Here is a 19,162-nt window from a genome sequence, read left to right on the forward strand (position 1 = left end):
TTACTTGATGAAATGAACAGATTATTTAATCATCAACTTTATTCACCTGCCCTATTTGATCAAGCCCAAGATATTATTGGTTGTTTACCAATTAAATTAATTCAACAATGGGAAGAAAGCAAAAAAACACCACAAACAGCCTTTGAATTACTAGAAGATTATAAATTCACAGGTTATAGCGTATCCTCAGATTCTGCGGGACTAACTAAACTGACTCAGCAACAAGGCTTAATCAAAGTTTTGGCAATGATTAACCAAAGTAAGGAAATTGTATATAGTTTTGGTGCTGCCATTGGTGGAGAGGGAATTGGTGTTTGGACTGCTGATAATACTCAAATGCTCTATCCCAGTTCTCTGAGTGCTGAAAGGCTTGTATCAGCCATGATGACAATCCAACGAGAAATGAATAAAAATTGCCAAATCAAAATAGGAATGGGCGCTCACTATGGGGATTTTTATCTGATTAATGGTGGTTTATATGGATTAGAAGCAGATGTAATTGAAGATATTACTGAAAATGAAACTGAAGGTGACGAAATAGTTATTAGTCAAAGTATATATGAACTTTTGCCAAGAAATCATGATTTTAAAATTGTGCAGAAAACTCATACTCAAACGCCAATAGGTCATATTTTTCGAGTATTAGACGGGCCAGTTTTAACTGATATTTTGCCAAAAGAGAGAAAATACCCTATTCCCTATTCTGACGAGTTTTACTATGAATTATTAGCATATAGTAATAGATGGCATGATCCTCAATTAGAACGACAGTTGACAGATAAATTTACCCAAAACAAAGCAGTAGTGTTAATTGAGAGGGAAAGTCATCATAGTGAAATCCATGAAACTGCTATGTTGATGAATTTATCTCGCTCTCTAATACTCAAAGAAATAGGAATTAATCTTCTAGCTGAAAATCAGGGACAGGAAATTAATGTTGTCGGTTCATCAGGAATATATGTATTTGATCAAGCCCAATTCGCAATCGATTTCGCCAAAAAATTTAGGCAAGAATTAGCAGTAAAAGAGTATAGATGTCGGATTGGTATTGATGTGGGATTAGTTGTAATTTGTGATTCACCTACGGGTGGTAAACAAATTGCGGGAATGCCTATCAACATTGCTTCTAAAATGGCTCAAGACAAAGGTGAATTTGGTAATTTATATTTAAGTCAAAATGTGAAAGAACTAGTAAATATTAATCAATGTAAAGAAATTAAATATACTGTTTCTGGTATAGGAATTACTGCTTACATCTTGTAAAACAAATCCATATATATCAGGTGACACTATGGCTAACGCCACGCTCCGCGTTAGCGTAGCTTTCGCTTTAGCGATACGACTGCGCTCAGTGCATCGCAGGTAACAGGTGACAGGTAACAGTGCTAAAAGCTTTTGGGTATCTTATTTTTAGCTGTAGTTAATGTCCTAACTACCTTGTCTACGGTTATATTTGTCTGTTTTTTTCCTGCGTCTCTACACTAAAACATCCATAAAAAATAATGGATGAATTACTAGATTAGAATTACTAAATTATGAGATGCACCCCATGAATATTTACATCAAACTTGTTACTAACTTTAACCCGAACTCTGTCTCAAATTCTCCCTTCTTGAAATCTAAACTCCACAGTTCTAAAGCACATTCATCTCCCACACGAGTGGGGAAAATCAACAATCTAAATTCCCGAAGATGAGGGAAAAATTCACACTGCACACGAGACACAGCCCCTATTTGCCGTCTATCTAAAGCTACTGCTAACCTGAGAATGGCGCTGAGTTGGCTGACCATTTGACGGTGCTGCTTGTGCAATAAATTGCGGTAATTTTCGTGCTTTTTCTTGGGTGGAGATTTGCGGTGATAACGGGCTAAGTTGGCAATGATTTCGATTTCCGTTTCGTTGTAACCAAGCAACTCACTATGACGAATTAAATAATAGGAATGCTTGTGATGTGCTGAATGGCTGACGTAGTGACCACAATTATGTAATATGGCAGCAGCCCAGAGTAATTCCCGTTCCTGTTCACCCCAATAGTGGAGAGTACCTTTGGTTTGGTCAAATAAACTGAGGGCAAAGGCAGCGACGCGATCGCTATACTCTAGGTTAATCTCATATTTTTTGGCAACTTTCAGCACACTGCGTTGACGAATTGAACTTTGAAATCGCAGTCTGTCGTCAATATAGCCATGGGTGAGCATCCAGTCTACAATGATTCCTTCCCGTAAGGAACGCTCACAGACTGTTAAGGATTCCACCCCTAATAGGGTCATTGCTTCCTGTAAAATCACTGCACCTGCGAGAATCACCTCTGAGCGTTTTTCTGGCATTCCGGGAATGGTAGCACGTTCAGCATTGGTCATCCGTCGTAATCGGTCCACCCAACTCCGTAAATCCTTTAAAGTGAATTGATAGCCATTGAGGGTGGAAGGAATATAACCTAATGTTTCCCTGGCCTGAATCATGGCTAAGGTTTCAATCGTTCCAGATGTGCCCACCAATTTGGGGGATTCACCAAACTGAACATTATTGAGCACCTCTTCCACCGACCTTTCCAGCATCCCCCGTGCATAAGCTTGCAGGTATTGCAACTCGATGCTGGTGATGGGGTCAGATTTAATTAATTCCCCAGTCAGTCGGACTGCACCGACTTTGGTACTAGTGAGGCTGCGGGGTTCTTGACTGTCACCTAAAATGATTTCTGTGGAACCACCACCAATATCAATGATGATGTGGGGTTGGTGATTGAATTCCATCCCAGACAAGACACCAAGGTAAATGCGTCGCGCTTCTTCTTGTCCAGAAATTAAATCAATACATAAACCGATTTCTTCTTCTACCCGGTGTAAGAAATCTTTACCATTGGGTGCTTCCCGCACAGCACTAGTGGCAACGGCAATGATACTATCTGCATCCTGGGTTTTCGCTAATTCTTGAAATCGGCGTAAGCAAGCGATCGCTCTTTGCATGACCTCTGCTTTCAATTCCCCAGTCACTAGATCGCGATCGCCCAATCTAACAGTTTCCTTTTCTCTGGCAATGATACTAAAAGATGGCAACGTCGGTTCAATCCGGACAATTACCATGTGTAGGGAATTAGTACCAATATCAATCGCAGCAATAATTCGGCTTTGCTTCACTGGTGGACTCGGTGAACTCTTCCAGTTAGCTGAAACTAAATTCAGTCCCATATAATCACCACTGACAAACGACCACTAACTTACATTAAGGCAATTCTACAGAAGTTGGTTTCGCTATATGCGGCAGACCCCAACCTAATTTTTCGCGTAAAATCCGGAAAAATTCTGGTGATTGCAAACGGATGAAACGGGCGCTGTAGGGCGATCGCTCCAAATATACTTGATCATCCTGCAAAACGTAACAGCCTCCATTCCCATCGACCACCATGACCAATCTGGGAATGTTCACGGGATAGATACTCACAGACTCCGTATCTGGAAACACTAAAGCCCTGGAGGCTAGAGAATGGGGACAAATCGGTACCAGCTGCAATACGGGCACACCAGGAGTCACAACTGGACCACCGGCGCTTAATGAATAAGCTGTAGAACCAGTGGGAGTGGAGATAATGATACCGTCCGCCGCAATATCGACCGGTGCATGACGACCAACCGCAATTTCAAAATGGCACATACAGGTTAAAGGTTCCCGATGTAGCACCATTTCATTCAAGCAGAGAGCTTCCCATAATATTCTATCTCCCCGCAACACTTTGACGGTGAGCATAGCTCTGTCTTCAATTTCATACTCACCTGCCATTGCTTGCTCTATGGCTTGGGGCAATTGGTTTAAGTAAGCCTCCGTCAAAAACCCCATGTGACCTGTATTCACAGTCAACATCGGAATACCCATAGGTGCAGTTTGACGAGATGCGGCTAAAACAGTCCCATCTCCCCCCAACACCACTGCAAATTTCATGTCTGAATCAAAGCCTGGAGGCGTTACACCTTCAATGGGCGTGTGGCACACAGGACTATCTGGATGAGAATAGCCCAATATACCACCGACACTAGCTGTGATACACACATCCCAACCAGCTGCGGTTAACTGGTCTTTTATTTCGATAGCGACACGACCCGCTACCGGTTTAACGTCGTTGTAGATAATGCCTGCTTTCGGCACACTCAAATATCCAAGTTTAGGCGATGCTTTGTCTGTATGTAATGTTTACACATTTTTGACTAATCTTGTCATTCGTCTCAAATTTATTGACTATTAGCTAGACGATGACTGTTTAAAAGGAGTCTTTTTATTTTTTTGCTTCTTGGCTTTATTTTTTTCGTAGTCTAATTCCTTCAGCTTCTTCATAATCCTGCTGAAGTATTCTTGTAAGTAGCTTTCGACAGTGGTTGTTTGTTCTTTATCTAAATCAAAAATTTTATAAACTTCATCCATAGGCGCATTTAAAGGCCTACCACTAGCTAAAACTTCTGTAAAAGCTAATCTGTCAGCCACATTCCATCCCCACTGAAAGAAACGCAAAAACTTCTGCACAGTCCGCAGCAAGTTTAATGGCATTCGCGTTACTTTTGCATCTTTGTTCGATAAACGTTCGCAAAGATTGATAATTTCCTCTGCACTCCAAGCACGAGTTCCTACCACAGGGAAGGCTTGTTTTTCTGTTGCAGGTACACTTAAAGCCTTAATGGCAAATTTGGCAATATCTTGAGTATCCATATAGGCAATAGGGGAAGATTCACCAGTTACCCATACTGGTTGTGCTTCCAAAATGGGAATCCCATATTGCCCAATCAAACCTTGCATAAAGCCTGCTAAACGCAGAATTGTATAATTTAAGCCAGATTCAGCCAAAAATAACTCTGTACACCGCTTAATTTCCATCAGCGGTACATTTGGATATTTATCTGCATCCAAGATGGAAAAGAAGATAAAACGTTCTACTTGAGCAGCTTGGGCAGCTTGAATTAAAGCAACTTTGCCTTCCCAGTCCACTTGTTGAATAGTCAGGGAATCTGTGGCACGGGATGTAGACGCATCAATAACAGCCGTTACCCCTGTTAAAGCTTCCGTTAAGGTGTGGGGATAGCAGAGGTCTCCACGTACAAGTTCGGCACCCCATTCTTTCAAAAACGCTGCTTTTTTGGTACTGCGAACTAAACAGCGCACCTTATACCCCTCATCGATCGCACGACGAGCCACTTGTCTTCCTAAGGTGCCAGTAGCACCGACTATTAATAATGTCATGAGGGTCGTTATATATTTTAATGTTTTATGAAAAGAATCTTAACAGAATTATCTAAACAAACAAAAGTTTACATTTTTTTTAAGGAAATAGGGGGAGGGGGTAAGGACTTCAGGAATCGGGTTTAGGCTACCCTACTTTACCAGGAGTATCTTTTCTCCCTATCTCCCCCTGTTTCCCTGGCTCTCTACACCCCTACCCCCTGTTAAAAACTACTCTTCTGCGCCTTGAATTTTCAGTAGTAAAGCACCTAAGGCCCAACCTACGAAGATTAAACCGAAAGACAATAGCGCCGCATTGAAAATTTCGCCGCCCATTTGGTGTGATTCTCCTTTGTGAATGGTGTGTTGATGTTTGCCATTTCCATTACTGAAACGGATTTGATGGCTCAAATCTGATGTTTTTCAGTCTCAAGAATAGGCTAAATTCAGCTAAACTAGGTCTATCAAGGCGTTAATATACTCCTTTGTGGATGAGACCTGTGTAAATAATTCTAAACTAATTTAACAATCATTCCTGTGAGTTTTGTGGTCAATCTTGACTTGGGTATGAGGAGATATCACAAAACAGATGGCTGTGTTTAGTCAGGAAATACATTAAATCAATATTTTTATGTATCAAGTAAATCCAATTGACTTACAAACAGTTCAACGTGAAAAACGCCCCCGTTTAGCTGTAACTTTGGGTGATCCGGCAGGTATAGGCCCAGAAGTAATTTTAAAAGCTTTGGCAGATCCAGAGGTGAGCAAAAACTGTGATTTGGTAGTTGTGGGCAGCCAGGATTTATTATTACAGACTTATCAATTTTTCAAGAATTTAGGTCAAAATGCAGCAGATGTAGCGAATCCTGATGATTTGAATGTGATTGATGTGCCAAGTGATCAGCAAATTATTACAGGAGTGGGAAATCAAGCTAGTGGTGCGGCCAGTTTTGCTTATATGGAAAATGCGATCGCTCGCACTTTGGCTGGTGAATTTGATGGGATTGTCACCGGGCCCATTGCTAAATCAGCTTGGAAGGCAGCGGGTTATCACTATCCTGGACAAACAGAATTATTAGCTGAGAAAGCGGGAGTTAGTCGCTTTGGGATGTTGTTTGTGGCGCGATCGCCTTTTACCAATTGGACGCTGCGTGCTTTACTTGCTACCACACATATCCCTTTAAATCAAGTTGCGACCACCTTAACGCCACAATTATTAACAAAAAAACTGGATTTATTAGTAGAGTGCTTAGAACAAGATTTTGGCATTGAAAATAGCAAAATAGCGATCGCTGGTTTAAATCCACACAGTGGAGAAATGGGACAATTAGGAACAGAAGAAATTGATTGGTTAATACCGTGGTTGGCACAAGAACGCAAAAAACGCCCCCATTTACAATTAGAGGGGCCTCTACCACCAGACACCATGTGGGTTAAACCAGGACAAGCTTGGTTTGGTAATTCTCCAGTGCCAAACCCTGCCGATGCTTACCTAGCACTTTATCATGACCAAGGCTTAATTCCTGTTAAATTAATGGCCTTTGACCGGGCTGTAAATACTACTATTGGCCTACCATTTGTTCGCACATCTCCAGACCACGGAACCGCTTTTGATATAGCTGGTCAATGTATGGCTGATGCAACAAGTATGAAAGCAGCAATTAATTTAGCGAAGAACTTAGTTCACCAGAGAAAAAGTTTAGTTTTTCAATAAAATGAAAAAATTTGTATACAGGAGGGAACAGGTTTGAAATTTGCTTACCATAAGGCTTTGTGATTTCAACAAATTTTAAAAACTCCTTTCCAAATTTCTCCCTTGCCAGGAGAGAGGCTGAAAGACCTGAATTTTTTGTTGACTTTTCCAGATATTGAAGTCCCTCTCCGTTTCGGAGATGTAAATGAACGTGAGTTCGATTACCTCAAATATGCTGTATTTTAGAGTTAATTTTTAATGCGAATAACGCACCGTATTCATGCAATTTAACCGGTGCGCTAATCTGCAAATTTATTTTCGATGCTGTTTTAGTTTGCAGTCATTGATTTAGTAGTAATAAGGCCTATGATGTCTATGGTGTCTATGATGGTGGTGATGACGAGGACGACCATAGTAACCACCATAATATGGTGGATAGCCACCATAACCATAGCCACCACCAGGATAATAATGTCCTCCAGATAAAAGCTCTTGGTCTTCTGAAGATAGTTCTTCAATTAAATTGGATGTAGGTTGCTGCTCGGACATAATTGTTAGCCTCAATTCTCAATTCTTTCTTCCAGTTATATTTTTTTATGGTCAAAATGAAATGAACCTACAGTTGGAATATCAAGTTGAATATTTCTATCCTCAGATACTGTCAAAAAAGTATTCAATTTATATATTGAGCATAGGTTGTGATGTCGTCACTTAAAATCATGTCAAACATAGGAATATAGCATTTCTTAGGCTCATGAAATACAAAATTATCTGCGTTTATCTGCGCCCATCTGCGTTTAATGATGACTGCTTATGACTGGTATGGGAATAGATATAATATTTTGCACTAAGTTAGTGCGAACATTCATTCTGATGACTGCTCAAGAACTTTTCTACACATCTGACAAATATTTCTACACCCATAGCTAAAGCTGTTTCATCAAAATCAAATCGGGGATGATGATGGGGATAATCTAATTTTTTAGCTGGGTTGGCAGACCCTAGAAAGAAATAGCAACCGGGTACTTGTTGCAGGAAAAATGACATATCTTCCCCACCCATAGTTTGACATTCAGGCACAACACCAATGGGTGTTTCTATCACCTCTTCAGCCACAGAACGGACAAATTCTGCCATGGTGGGATCATTAATTACTGGTGGATACAGATTGATATAATCTAGTTCATAATCAGCGCCATGACTTTGACAGATACCAGCAATAATTTGCTCAATTCTGTGTTTAAAAAAATTGGCTAAATCAGGATTGAAATATCTAACAGTTCCGCCCATTTTGGCTGTGTCAGCAACGACATTTACAGCTGTTCCCGCATGAAGTTCTCCCACTGTCACCACTGCTGAATCAATAGGGTTAACATTACGAGCCACAATAGTTTGTAAGGCATTGACTATTTGTGCTGCCACCACTACAGAGTCAATTGTTTGATGGGGAATGGCCCCATGTCCACCTTTACCGAAAATAGTACAACGGAATAATTCTACAGCCGCCATCAATGCACCAGGACGAACTCCCACTGTCCCCAAGGGGAGGTTATTCCACAGGTGTAATCCAATAATGGCATTAACATCTGGGTTTTTCAGGACACCAGCTGCAATCATGGGTTTAGCACCACCGGGACTTTCTTCTGCGGGTTGGAAGATAATTTTCACAGTCCCAGCAAAGTCTTGACGATGGTGCTGGAGATAGTATGCTGTACCTAGAGCGATCGCTGTATGTCCATCATGGCCACAGGCGTGCATTACACCGTCATGCTGTGAACAATAGGGAACTTCATTCTGTTCTTGAACGGGTAAAGCATCCATATCCGCACGAATAGCTAATACCTGATTGCTTTCAGCTTTTGTCCCTTGAATAATGGCTACAATTCCCGTTTCCGCAATTCCCGTTTGATGCTCAATTCCCCATGCTTGCAACTTTTGGGAGATAAATTGGGCAGTCAGTTTTTCCTGAAAACCTAACTCCGGTCGTTGATGAATATGTCGTCGCCATTCTACCAATTGTGGTTGTAAGGAGCGAATTTCTAATCGCACATGGGAGAGATTGACAGATGAGGGATGAGGAAAGGTAGAAACCATGATGAAGACAACCTATTTAAGCTAGTTAACTTGAGGTTATCCTATTTCTGTTGAATATACCCTGATCCCTTGCCAGGAATTTCTGGAGGCTGGATGATTGGGATATGAGAAGTTATTCGTTTTGAAAAAACAATGTTTCCCAATCTAAATTAGATGCAAGTTGGGCCAGTTTTTCTAAATCAGTACGATTTTCTAAATAGGGTAAACAACCTAAAACTGGGATGTGAGTAAATGAGGTGATTAACTCCGGTGGGGTTAAATCAGCTATTTCTGTCTCTGTGCGGGGTTGGGTGCAGTTGAGAACAATTCCTTGCAGATTGACACGTGCTTGCCTAGCCAATGCTACATTAGCTACAGCGTGAGCGATCGCCCCCAATCTCACTGGTACAACTAAAATAGTCGGTAAACGCCATTCCGCGGCTAAATCAGCCACCGTTAATTCATCTGTCACCGGGGAACCCAACCCCCCTAAAGATTCCACCAACAGAAAATCCCGTTGCTTTTGCAAGCTTAACAAAGCCTGCCAAACTACAGCTAAATCCACAGTCCGATTTTCCTTAGCCGCAGCAATGGGAGGTGCTAGAGGGGCTTGAAAATACAAGGGTGTAATTTCGGCTAATGATAGTCCGAGATTAAATACATTGTCATACCATTCGCGATCGCCTACCCCCGATTGAATCGGTTTCATAATCCCCAAACTACGTTGCGGAAAATGTTTTTGCCAATAGGCTGCAATGACTGTAGTCACAACAGTTTTACCAGCGTCTGTATCTGTTCCCGCAATCAGTAATGTCTTTAACAACTTACTTACCAATAATTACTACATAATTGACATAGCCCTAGTCAACATATCCAGGGCATATCCATAATTTAGCTTTAATTGCCGCCACTCACCGGAGGTGTTGGTGCTGTATCCGTTGATTGGTCGTTATTTTCAACTGGGATATCAGTGGGAGTGGGAGTTGGTGTGGGTGTAGGAGTTGGTGTGGGTGTAGGAGTTGATGTCGGTGTAGGAGTTGGTGTGGGAGTGGGAGTCGGAGTTGGTGTCACAGTCTCTTGAGGTGTACTAGTTTCTCTAGGAGTCGGTGTTGGTTTGACAGGGTTTTCTAACACCGCATTTAAGCTATAGCTAGCCTCAGGTACATCCGCAGGTAGATTTAATTGAATCAAATATTTACCACTATTTAACAAGGTTCCTGCATAGGAAGTCACTTGTTGAGATTGGCGATCAATGGGTTGACCATTGGGCCCTAACACAGTCAATAAAATACCACTCGATTGGTCAATGGATACAGTTAATAGTTGTCCCGCTTTACCCCGAAAACTGTATTGAACTGTTTCATTGGACTTAATAGTATCCGTAACTGTAGCTGTGTTGGCAGCATCAAAGTTGAGGACTTTATTGTAAACTAACGGTTCCGTTGTAGTTGGTGTGGGAGTGGGTGTCAGTTCTGGTGAGGGAGTAATGGTAACTCCACCACTAATTAAAGGTGATGGAAAAGATTGAGGTGTGCGTTGTGTTAAAGGTTTGCTTCCAGGATTACGCAGGGAACTCACCAAGGACCAAGAACCAACTCCAGCTAAAATGACCACCACAGAACTAATTAGACCCACTACCAAAGGATTATCTAAAGCCGAGTTATTTTGACTAGGTGGAATAACAGGGGGAGGTTGGGTAGCTGCTGGTGGCTTGGGTTCAGGACGATGACCAACTGCAACAGTAGGGATATAGGAAACTTCTGGGGTGTTAACAATAGGTTGGCCTAAAGCGTTTAAGGCTTCAGTCATTTCTCTAGCAGTTTGATATCTTTCCCCTGGCACATAATTTAAGGCCTTTTGCAAAACGCCAGCAAATCGGGGATCAACTTTTACCCATTTTTGCCAATTCCAACTTAGTTTATTTTCATCAAATAATTGTGCAGGTTCTTTCCCGGTCAGCAAAACAATTGCTGTCACCGCTAGTGCATACAAATCACTACTAGGATAAACTCGACCAGTTTGCATTTGTTCACTGGGTGCATAACCTAATTTACCTACCGTTGTCACTGGTGTGGGGCTGGAAGAATGTAATTTAGTGGCTAATTCCTTCACTACTCCAAAGTCCAATAACACGGGTAGGGAGTCACTAGAACGCAAAATCACATTTTCCGGTGAAATATCGCGATGAATAATCCCTTGACCATGGAGATATTGCAATACTGGCAATAAAGACCGTAAAAATTGCAAAACTTCTGATTCTGTGAAAGTTTGACCCAGTGCTTGCCGTTCAGCTAATAAGGTACGGTAAGTCTGGCCGGGAACATAGTCTTGGACTAAAAACAAACGTCGTTCTTGTTCAAATTTTTCCCGAAACTTTGGCACTTGGGGATGCTCGATTTGATATAAAATCGCTGCTTCTCGCTCAAACAGTTCCTGTGCTTTATTGGCACTCTCTACTCCTGATGTGAGAATTAATTCCTTAATGGCACAAAGTTCATTAAAGCGTCTTTGGTCTTCTGCAAGATAGGTTCTACCAAATCCTCCCTGTCCCAGAACCTGAAGCAGGTGATAACGATTTTGCAGGATAGTACCAACTGAAAACGGTGGTTGCATAATCGATAGATTGTGTTTAATAGCAACTGAGGTAGACGTTAGCAAAAGGAGCAAATATCCACAACATGATTTTTTGTGTTTTCTAGTGGATTCAGTAATTGTCCTCAGTTATGCTACGGGAGGGAAGTGTATACTAAGTATGTCTGGAAAAAACCGCCCTCAGCTATGCCATCCTCTGAGATGTCCGTAGCTGCTAAAAGTCAAGTCAGCTATCATCTAGGGTAGTGTAGCTCAACGATAATCGGCAGCAACTGACAAAGAAAGTTGTTTTTCACAGATAGTTAACCAACAGGTGTGAAATTTTGCCCAACTAATTCACTTTGAGAACAGCAAATTTATAAAAAAAAGGTAAAGTTTATGGCGTTGAGATCAAGTAGTGCGATCGCCTATTTACAGTAGGTATAACCGAACAGTTCTCACCTTTATTTCCAAAACTTGAACTAAACGCTAAAATAGTCTGGGATTTTTAAGATTTACTTAATAGGGTCAATCCATAGGTTTTTTGATTTGCTACATAAATATCTCGTATTAAAATTGTCTAGTTTATTAATTTGCCCCTATTATCATAAAATGATTAATTGCACCTTTAGTGCTAAATCAAACGTTGTTATTTCATCTGAGATTGGCCAGAAATATCACTTTATGTGTGTATAAATGGCTCTCGGTTCAAAAACAGCGGGTAGAGTAAGTAACCTACCAGATTACAATTTCAGAGATTTGGGCAGGTTACTTCAATGCACAAACTTGTAACTCTGAAGCTATTTGACGTAAACCACGTCAGTGACAACCTCAGTAGTATGTTTTCCCCAGATGAAGAAATTAGTAAATGAATGTTAATTCTATGGAGAAATATTTCAAGTTTGTATGAAAGATTGAACAAAAATCACATGATGTTTTGTTTACTCTCTCTCAATGAAATCTGCTAAATCCCTGATGATAATATTGCCATGAACGCACTTCGAGGATCTGCTGTGCTCAGTTCTGCAACTTTACAGGTGCAGCCAGCTGCAACAGGAATGTCTGAAAATAATCGCCTGCGGCTGTTTTCTGGCTCTGCCAACGTACCACTTTCCCAAGAAGTAGCTCGTTACCTGGGTATGGACTTGGGACCCATGATTCGCAAAAGGTTTGCGGATGGAGAAATTTATATTCAAATCCAGGAATCGATTCGGGGTTGTGATGTCTATTTAATCCAACCATCTTGTCAACCCGTGAACGATCACTTAATGGAATTATTAATTATGGTTGATGCTTGTCGTCGGGCTTCCGCACGGCAAATCACCGCAGTAATTCCCTATTATGGTTATGCTCGTGCAGACCGAAAAACGGCAGGACGAGAATCTATCACTGCCAAGTTAGTTGCCAACTTGATTACTCAAGCAGGTGCTAATCGCGTTCTGGCAATGGATTTACACTCAGCACAAATTCAGGGTTATTTTGATATACCCTTTGATCATGTTTACGGCTCACCAGTGTTACTAGACTATCTCATCAGTAAAAAACTCCCTGATTTAGTCGTTGTCTCTCCTGATGTGGGTGGTGTGGCTAGGGCGAGAGCATTTGCCAAAAAGCTCAATGATGCTCCCTTGGCGATTATTGATAAGCGTCGTCAAGCCCATAATGTGGCTGAAGTGTTAAACGTCATCGGTGATGTCAGAGGCAAAACTGCTGTTTTGGTAGATGACATGATTGATACTGGTGGCACAATTGCTGAAGGTGCAAGACTACTCAGGCAGGAAGGGGCACGTCAAGTCTATGCCTGTGCTACCCATGCAGTATTTTCGCCACCAGCAGTAGAGCGTTTGTCCAGTGGCGTGTTTGAAGAAGTCATTGTCACTAATACAATTCCTATTCCTGAAAGCAAGCGTTTTCCACAATTGGTAGTGCTTTCTGTTGCTAATCTTCTAGGGGAAACTATCTGGCGTATTCACGAAGACAGTTCCGTAAGTAGTATGTTTCGCTAATTATAGCAGGTGACAGTGCTAAAAACCTTTGGGTGTCTAAGTTTTAGTTAATGTCCTGACTGCTTTGTTTACGGCTATAAAATTTGGGTTTTTCCAGAATTCCATTGTGAAGGATGAAGTGTCAAGTGTAGAATTTTGCAGCTTCAGTCCTTCATTTTTTATTTTTATTCCCCTTTAGCCTGTTCCAGTTGCTGCCTTGCTGCTGCTAGGATGATGCGTTGTTCAGCGCGAGCGATCACTCTATAGGTTCTCTCTACTGCTTCTGGTTCTACAGAAATAGAGGTGATTCCCCATTCAACTAATTTATCTATAATTTCTGGATACAAGGCTGGTGCTTGACCACAAATAGAACAGGGAATACCCCCTGCTTGAGCCATTTTAATTAATTGAGCGATAGCACTCATCACCGCTGGATGCCTTTCATCAAAGCTTTTAGCTAAATTGCCTTGTTCTCGATCTATGCCTAAAATTAATTGGGTCAAGTCATTTGTGCCAATGGAAATTCCTGCTGCGCCAGCTTTGATATATTCTGGCAATAAAAATAAGACGCTGGGAACTTCTGCCATCATCCATAGTTGAAACTGGGGTATTTGAGTTAGTCCAGCTTGTTCTACTTTCTGACGACAAAACTCAAATTCTTCTACAGTGCGGACAAAGGGTAGGAGCAAATTGATGTTGCTGTAACCTAAGGTTTGCAAATCTGCTAAGGCTTGGAGTTCTAATTCAAAAATTTCCGGGTTGCGGATATAACTAAAAACTCCCCGTTCACCTAGCATTGAGGTGGTGGCAGGTCGAGAACTATCATGGAAAGATGGCAATTCAGGCGATCGCCAATCTAAGGAACGATAAAATACTGGTCTAGGTGCAAAGCTACGGACAAATTGTAAAATCTGCTCAGATAAGGCTGTTAATAATTCTGCTTTTTTTCCGGCTAATAGCCAATCTACGGGATGTTTACCCTCCAGAATATTTAACATCATCAACTCTGAGCGTAACAATCCCACTCCATCTACAGGCAACTTTTGCGCTTGTTCAACTAAACTGGGTTGACTGAGATTTACTAATAGTTGAGTGGCAATAATTGGGAGTTGAGGTGAGATGGAAAATGAAGGAGGAGAAGATATTATTTCCTGTGTCTTTCCTACTAATGGTTCTTCCTCCATCCGATAGACTTCTCCCCTTTCCCCGTCAATTAACAGTTTCTCTCCTGGGTCTAATAATTTGGTGGCATCTGGCAAACTGACCACAGCAGGTATACCCAATTCCCTGGCCAAAATTGCCCCATGGCTAGTTAATCCGCCTTTTTCTGTAATAATTCCCCCTACATTCTGAAGCAAGGGAAACCAATCAGGAGTCACTGTTGGTGCCACCAAAATCACATCTTTGGGAATTTGAGTTGGTTTAGGTTGGGAGTCAAGAATAATATGGGCAGTGGATATGACCCTACCTCTAGCCGCACCAATACCTTTAATAAATTTTAAATTGGGAATAACAGGTTGGGGAGCATTAACTTGGGTAATGTAAAGTTGAGGGACTGGATTTGCTGCGGTGATTGTCCATTTCATTTGGAAATTTGTCCCCAATTCACCCATCAACCGATGGCCTAAGCCAATTACCTGTGATAAATATTCTGTTGATAGCGCCTGCTGTTTTTGTTGGGATTCTGCTAGGAGATAGGTAACTAAACAATTTTTTTCTACTGTTAATACTGACTGGGATGGAGATGAATCATCATCTAAACAATAAGCCAGCATTTTGTTGCCTAATTTCTTTTCTCTCACTAGTCCGTTGTCTGGTTGAACGGAGTGAATATCTGGCAAAACGTCGCCATTAGTAATGGCCAATCCTAATCCCCAAGCGGCTTGAATTTCCCACTCAGATAAATTAGCATTCAACACACCAGAAGCGATCGCATTTTCTACTGGTTGTACTAATACCGCTAAATTAATGGTATGTAGACTGATGCCTAGACTTTGCCAATACAATAGACTTCTGGCTCGAAATAACTGACTCCAGGTATGCTTGAGAGCATAAGCGATCGCTTCTTCATAACACCGACAAAACACAGATTCCAGTAACCCAGAAATATTTCCCACACTCTGAGTTCCAGTTGCTATGGACAATGTCGGTCGAAAAATCAAGCAATTTTTTTGCCATGTGCTTGCTGCTTGAAAAATACTATTCACCCATTCCTCAGGAACAGCAGCAGACACAATTTCTTGACGTAATTTGCTAGCTACTTGCTGGAGTTGTCGCCAGTTAGCTACATCCAAATGTAATGAAGAATCAGGTAAATCAGCTACTAACGACTCTGAACTATTGAGGTTTTCTAGAAATTGCCGCAAAACTCCTGCCGAAACTACAAAACCAGGCACTACTGGATAGCCTCGGTGGCTAATTCTACTTAACTGAAAAGCTTTTTCGCCTACTTGGGAGCGGTCTTGTAATTTAATTTGGTCAAGCCAGTAGAGTTGTTCCACTCAATTAGTAATGTGTGAGTTATTAGTTTTCTTTTATTTTTGTCCTTTGTCCTTTGTCAGTTTTCAATTCACTGACTAGCTGAGAAAATTCCCCCCCTTACATTAGCCCTCCTTATCAAAAAAATCACAGTTAATCATGACGACTCTCTTAAATTAAATTTAGCAGCATTCCCTTAATTATTAAGTTTATGATTAAATCTGGCAAATTACGATAAAATATAATGATTCTTTGATTTTTCCGAATGCAAGAGTTATAATTTTTTGTAACTATATTACCAATTAACTTGATTTTTCAAAATATTTATTTACCAACCATAACTTGATTAACTCAGACTATCTGACCAACAATAATTGGCTCAACATCTGTGTTCGACTATTATTTGCTCTATTAATTGGTGCAATGATTGGTTTAGAACGTCAACTGAAGCACAAACCAGCAGGTTTGCGAACTCACATGTTAGTCAGTTTGGGATCGGCTGTATTTACCTTGATTAATATCCAACTTAGTGGAGAGCAAGTCAATGTAGATGCTCTCAGTCGCGTTATTCAAGGCATTACTGCGGGAGTAGGATTTTTAGGTGCCGGAGAAATATTACGTTCTTCCTCACAGAAATCCCAATCATTAGAAATTCATGGCTTAACAACAGCAGCAGCTATTTGGGTGACAGCGGCCTTAGGAATTGCTGCGGGTTGTGGTTTGTGGAGTTTAGGACTAGCTGGTGCTGGTTTGACGCTGATTGTTCTCCACTTCTTAAAACGCTTGGAACGATTTGATGATTAATTGGTGAAATTAAGTTAGTGGATCTGCATGTGAAGCTACAGGGAATAATTGAACGCAGATAAACGCAGATACACACAGATAAAGATGTTTCAATTCACAGATTTTAGATTTTGTCCAGTCTCACATAAAATGGTGATGACTTAAATATGTAGGAGTTACGCACAATTCACAGAATAATGAACCACGTATCGCTAAAGCAAAAGTTTCGCTAATATAACACGTAGCGTCCCGTAGGGATAGGAAAGAGGGTTTGAGAGGTATTTTGCGTAAGTCCTGATATGGTAATTTTATGTAATCAAATTTTATATGATTAAAAATATCGCCTACATTATTTAAATAGGCGTAACACCTTAGCGAAAATTTCTTCTTCTGATCTGGTATCCAAAATAGATTTAACTAAATTAATAAATTCTAAATCACTAGCAGCATCATTAGCAACTGTTTTACTGGCTGCGTAAAAGCTCACATCGTCTATATTTAATTCATTGGTAACACCTGTTTGTAATGTTGGTTGTTGACTATGCCAAGAAACAGATTTACCACGCAAAGTAAATTGAAACCAGATAATTTCATTATGTTGTAATTCTAAAAAAACATCAAAATATGGTTCTCCTCCTTGTAACCAAATTCTTTCTATACCTTCATGTTGAGATTGTTTGAGCAGTTTTGGCTCAATTGTTCTTAATGAAGAACCTAATAAAGCAATCTCTTCAGCATTAAAAATTTGTTTACGTGGCAACATATAAATCATAAAATTTACATAAAATTTGAATAAATCACATATAGCAATCGCCCGTGACAAGTCTTTTCACATTGTTACCTGTTCTTCTTCAGCTGAAGCGGTAGTTGAGCATAGTTGAAACTCACTGCCAAGCCTGTCACCTGCTATAACCTAGATAAATTGCATATTTTCTATATAGCCGTATACAAGTTAGTTAGGACATTAACTACAGCTAAAACTAAGATACCCAAAGGCTTTTAGCTCTGTCACCCGTCACCTGCTATACTAGAAGACCAACTTTTAATAGAGTTTCCCATGTTTATATAATGCCCGTAAATTCTAATTTTATATCCAGCAATCTTACCGAAAATAGTCACAAAATGTAAGTCTGCTATGGTTAATGATTGATTTTTATCAGTAAATTCACTAATAAAATATCAGTTGAATTAACTAATAGCGGCTGGAAAAGAAATTTCCCCAGCTTTGACAAATAGAATTTGCGAAGATTTGAGCCACTGGGAATCAAAAGAACCTAAATGAGTGGTGGTAATCAAAGTTTGAAAGCGGTCTTGAATAGTATCTAGCAATTGGTTTTGACGGTAGGGGTCTAATTCCGCTAATACATCATCCAATAATAATAAGGGTGGTTCTTTGACAACTTCCTCAATTAATTGTAATTCTGCTAATTTCAATGCTAACACCAGTGTCCTTTGCTGACCTTGGGAACCATACTGACGTGCTGGTGTTTGATTAATGCTTAATTCGATTTCATCTCGATGAGGACCAACGAGAGTAGTTCCTTGATTTAACTCAGCAATAAACCGCTGTTGAATTTTGCCTAAAAAAGCTTGTTCTATCTCTCCTGGTTGATTTTCTTCCCCGGAGATATTAGGTGCATATTTAATTTCTAATACTTCTGTGCTACCACTAATACTGGCGTGCCAAGCGGCGGCAATGGGTGCTAGTCTTTGAATAGCGCGATCGCGTCTTCTAATCACCCTTGTGCCTGCGGTGACTAACTGAGCATCCCAAATCGCTAATTCTGATTGTAAGGACTTGGCAGGGGCTTCAAGATGGCGTTTTAAAAAGGCATTGCGTTGACGCAGAACTTGATGATATTGGTGAAGTAGGTGAGCATAGACAGGCTCAAGTTGAATCAGTAGAGTATCTAACCAATTACGACGACCATCAGGGCCACCACGCACCAATTCTAAATCTAAGCTGGAAAACTCGACGGCGTTGAGAATACCGAGAAAGTCCATTTGCCGACGGACTGTTTCTCCATTGATAGCGACGCTACGACGGGACTGACGACGTAGTGTCAGGGTTAACTCGCTTACACCACTAAATCGTTCTAGGGTGGCGTTAATTTGGGCTGTAGACTCCCCTTCTTTGACTAAATCGCGATCGCGTCCCATCCGGTGCGATCGCAATGTTGCCAATAATTCTACAGCCTCCAACAAATTTGATTTACCTTGAGCATTATTACCCACCAAAATTGTCTTGGCAGCAGCAAACTCAACCTTTTGGTCTTGGTAATTGCGAAATTGTCGGAGGTGTAGGGTTTTGAGGTACATATTCAACAATTAAAAATTAAAAATTAAAAATTAAAAACCGAAATTGGATTCTAATTT

15 protein-coding genes are annotated in these 19,162 nt (G+C 40.7%); 4 read left to right on the forward strand and 11 right to left on the reverse strand.

Features of this window, described 5'->3' with window-relative positions; all coding sequences use genetic code 11:
• Positions 1–12 precede the first annotated feature (12 nt).
• Positions 13–1,263, forward strand: a complete 1,251-nt coding sequence (locus H6G73_RS02420; protein WP_190601352.1) for a family 3 adenylate cyclase — start codon at positions 13–15, stop codon at positions 1,261–1,263.
• Positions 1,264–1,557: 294 nt separating this feature from the next.
• Here the strand turns inward: H6G73_RS02420 and H6G73_RS02425 are convergent, their stop codons facing one another.
• The 4 genes from H6G73_RS02425 to petM all read right to left on the reverse strand — a co-directional run bounded on the left by H6G73_RS02425 (position 1,558) and on the right by petM (position 5,539).
• Positions 1,558–3,189 carry a Ppx/GppA phosphatase family protein gene (locus H6G73_RS02425; protein WP_190601353.1) on the reverse strand — a complete coding sequence of 544 codons (1,632 nt, stop codon included), beginning with the start codon at positions 3,187–3,189 and terminating at the stop codon, positions 1,558–1,560.
• Positions 3,190–3,223: 34 nt separating this feature from the next.
• Positions 3,224–4,141: an NAD(+) kinase gene (locus H6G73_RS02430; protein WP_190601354.1), complete on the reverse strand. Its 918-nt coding sequence runs from the start codon at positions 4,139–4,141 to the stop codon at positions 3,224–3,226.
• A gap of 93 nt (positions 4,142–4,234) precedes the next feature.
• Entirely contained in the window at positions 4,235–5,224 is a 990-nt protein-coding gene (locus tag H6G73_RS02435) for an SDR family oxidoreductase (RefSeq protein ID WP_190601355.1), read from the reverse strand.
• A gap of 210 nt (positions 5,225–5,434) precedes the next feature.
• On the reverse strand, positions 5,435–5,539 hold the full coding sequence (petM, locus tag H6G73_RS02440) for a cytochrome b6-f complex subunit PetM (RefSeq protein ID WP_190601561.1): 105 nt from the start codon (positions 5,537–5,539) through the stop codon (positions 5,435–5,437).
• A 295-nt stretch (positions 5,540–5,834) separates the two neighbouring features.
• On the opposite strand from petM, the gene pdxA reads away from it, so the two are divergent.
• On the forward strand, positions 5,835–6,917 hold the full coding sequence (gene pdxA, locus H6G73_RS02445) for a 4-hydroxythreonine-4-phosphate dehydrogenase PdxA (RefSeq protein WP_190601356.1): 1,083 nt from the start codon (positions 5,835–5,837) through the stop codon (positions 6,915–6,917).
• A gap of 327 nt (positions 6,918–7,244) precedes the next feature.
• Here the strand turns inward: pdxA and H6G73_RS02450 are convergent, their stop codons facing one another.
• From H6G73_RS02450 to H6G73_RS02465, 4 genes are all read right to left on the reverse strand, one after another.
• Positions 7,245–7,445: a hypothetical protein gene (locus H6G73_RS02450; protein ID WP_190601357.1), complete on the reverse strand. Its 201-nt coding sequence runs from the start codon at positions 7,443–7,445 to the stop codon at positions 7,245–7,247.
• 303 nt (positions 7,446–7,748) lie between these two features.
• Entirely contained in the window at positions 7,749–8,990 is a 1,242-nt protein-coding gene (locus H6G73_RS02455) for a M20 metallopeptidase family protein (RefSeq protein WP_190601358.1), read from the reverse strand.
• Positions 8,991–9,102: 112 nt separating this feature from the next.
• Positions 9,103–9,792 carry a dethiobiotin synthase gene (gene bioD / locus H6G73_RS02460; protein ID WP_190601359.1) on the reverse strand — a complete coding sequence of 230 codons (690 nt, stop codon included), beginning with the start codon at positions 9,790–9,792 and terminating at the stop codon, positions 9,103–9,105.
• Positions 9,793–9,866: 74 nt separating this feature from the next.
• The gene (locus H6G73_RS02465; protein ID WP_190601360.1) at positions 9,867–11,582 is read right to left on the reverse strand and encodes a serine/threonine-protein kinase; all 1,716 of its coding nucleotides are present in this window, start codon (positions 11,580–11,582) and stop codon (positions 9,867–9,869) included.
• 947 nt (positions 11,583–12,529) lie between these two features.
• On the opposite strand from H6G73_RS02465, the gene H6G73_RS02470 reads away from it, so the two are divergent.
• Positions 12,530–13,546 (forward strand): ribose-phosphate pyrophosphokinase, encoded by a 1,017-nt coding sequence (locus H6G73_RS02470; protein ID WP_190601361.1) that lies wholly within the window; start codon positions 12,530–12,532, stop codon positions 13,544–13,546.
• A 164-nt stretch (positions 13,547–13,710) separates the two neighbouring features.
• Here the strand turns inward: H6G73_RS02470 and H6G73_RS02475 are convergent, their stop codons facing one another.
• On the reverse strand, positions 13,711–16,026 hold the full coding sequence (locus tag H6G73_RS02475) for a putative PEP-binding protein (protein WP_190601362.1): 2,316 nt from the start codon (positions 16,024–16,026) through the stop codon (positions 13,711–13,713).
• 319 nt (positions 16,027–16,345) lie between these two features.
• On the opposite strand from H6G73_RS02475, the gene H6G73_RS02480 reads away from it, so the two are divergent.
• Positions 16,346–16,807, forward strand: coding sequence for an MgtC/SapB family protein (locus tag H6G73_RS02480; protein ID WP_190601363.1), 462 nt, complete (start codon positions 16,346–16,348; stop codon positions 16,805–16,807).
• 328 nt (positions 16,808–17,135) lie between these two features.
• On the opposite strand, the gene H6G73_RS02485 is transcribed toward H6G73_RS02480, so the two are convergent.
• Both H6G73_RS02485 and recF read right to left on the reverse strand, forming a co-directional pair.
• Entirely contained in the window at positions 17,136–17,549 is a 414-nt protein-coding gene (locus H6G73_RS02485; protein WP_190601562.1) for a hypothetical protein, read from the reverse strand.
• Between the two features lie 425 nt (positions 17,550–17,974).
• A complete protein-coding gene (recF, locus tag H6G73_RS02490; protein WP_190601364.1) occupies positions 17,975–19,105 on the reverse strand; it encodes a DNA replication/repair protein RecF in 1,131 nt (376 codons plus the stop codon).
• Positions 19,106–19,162 lie beyond the last annotated feature (57 nt).

It is taken from the genome of Richelia sinica FACHB-800 (assembly GCF_014698825.1).
In the GTDB taxonomy this organism is placed as follows: Bacteria; Cyanobacteriota; Cyanobacteriia; order Cyanobacteriales; family Nostocaceae; genus FACHB-800.

Excerpts from the sequence above, each read along its gene's own strand:
- H6G73_RS02455 (WP_190601358.1), bottom strand. The coding sequence starts at position 8,990 with ATGGTTTCTACCTTTCCTCATCCCTCATCTGTCAATCTCTCCCATGTG.
- recF (WP_190601364.1), bottom strand. The coding sequence starts at position 19,105 with ATGTACCTCAAAACCCTACACCTCCGACAATTTCGCAATTACCAAGAC.
- H6G73_RS02450 (WP_190601357.1), bottom strand. The coding sequence starts at position 7,445 with ATGTCCGAGCAGCAACCTACATCCAATTTAATTGAAGAACTATCTTCA.
- H6G73_RS02420 (WP_190601352.1), top strand. The coding sequence starts at position 13 with ATGAACAGATTATTTAATCATCAACTTTATTCACCTGCCCTATTTGAT.
- H6G73_RS02435 (WP_190601355.1), bottom strand. The coding sequence starts at position 5,224 with ATGACATTATTAATAGTCGGTGCTACTGGCACCTTAGGAAGACAAGTG.
- H6G73_RS02470 (WP_190601361.1), top strand. The coding sequence starts at position 12,530 with ATGAACGCACTTCGAGGATCTGCTGTGCTCAGTTCTGCAACTTTACAG.
- H6G73_RS02485 (WP_190601562.1), bottom strand. The coding sequence starts at position 17,549 with ATGTTGCCACGTAAACAAATTTTTAATGCTGAAGAGATTGCTTTATTA.
- pdxA (WP_190601356.1), top strand. The coding sequence starts at position 5,835 with ATGTATCAAGTAAATCCAATTGACTTACAAACAGTTCAACGTGAAAAA.
- H6G73_RS02465 (WP_190601360.1), bottom strand. The coding sequence starts at position 11,582 with ATGCAACCACCGTTTTCAGTTGGTACTATCCTGCAAAATCGTTATCAC.
- H6G73_RS02425 (WP_190601353.1), bottom strand. The coding sequence starts at position 3,189 with ATGGGACTGAATTTAGTTTCAGCTAACTGGAAGAGTTCACCGAGTCCA.
- petM (WP_190601561.1), bottom strand. The coding sequence starts at position 5,539 with ATGGGCGGCGAAATTTTCAATGCGGCGCTATTGTCTTTCGGTTTAATC.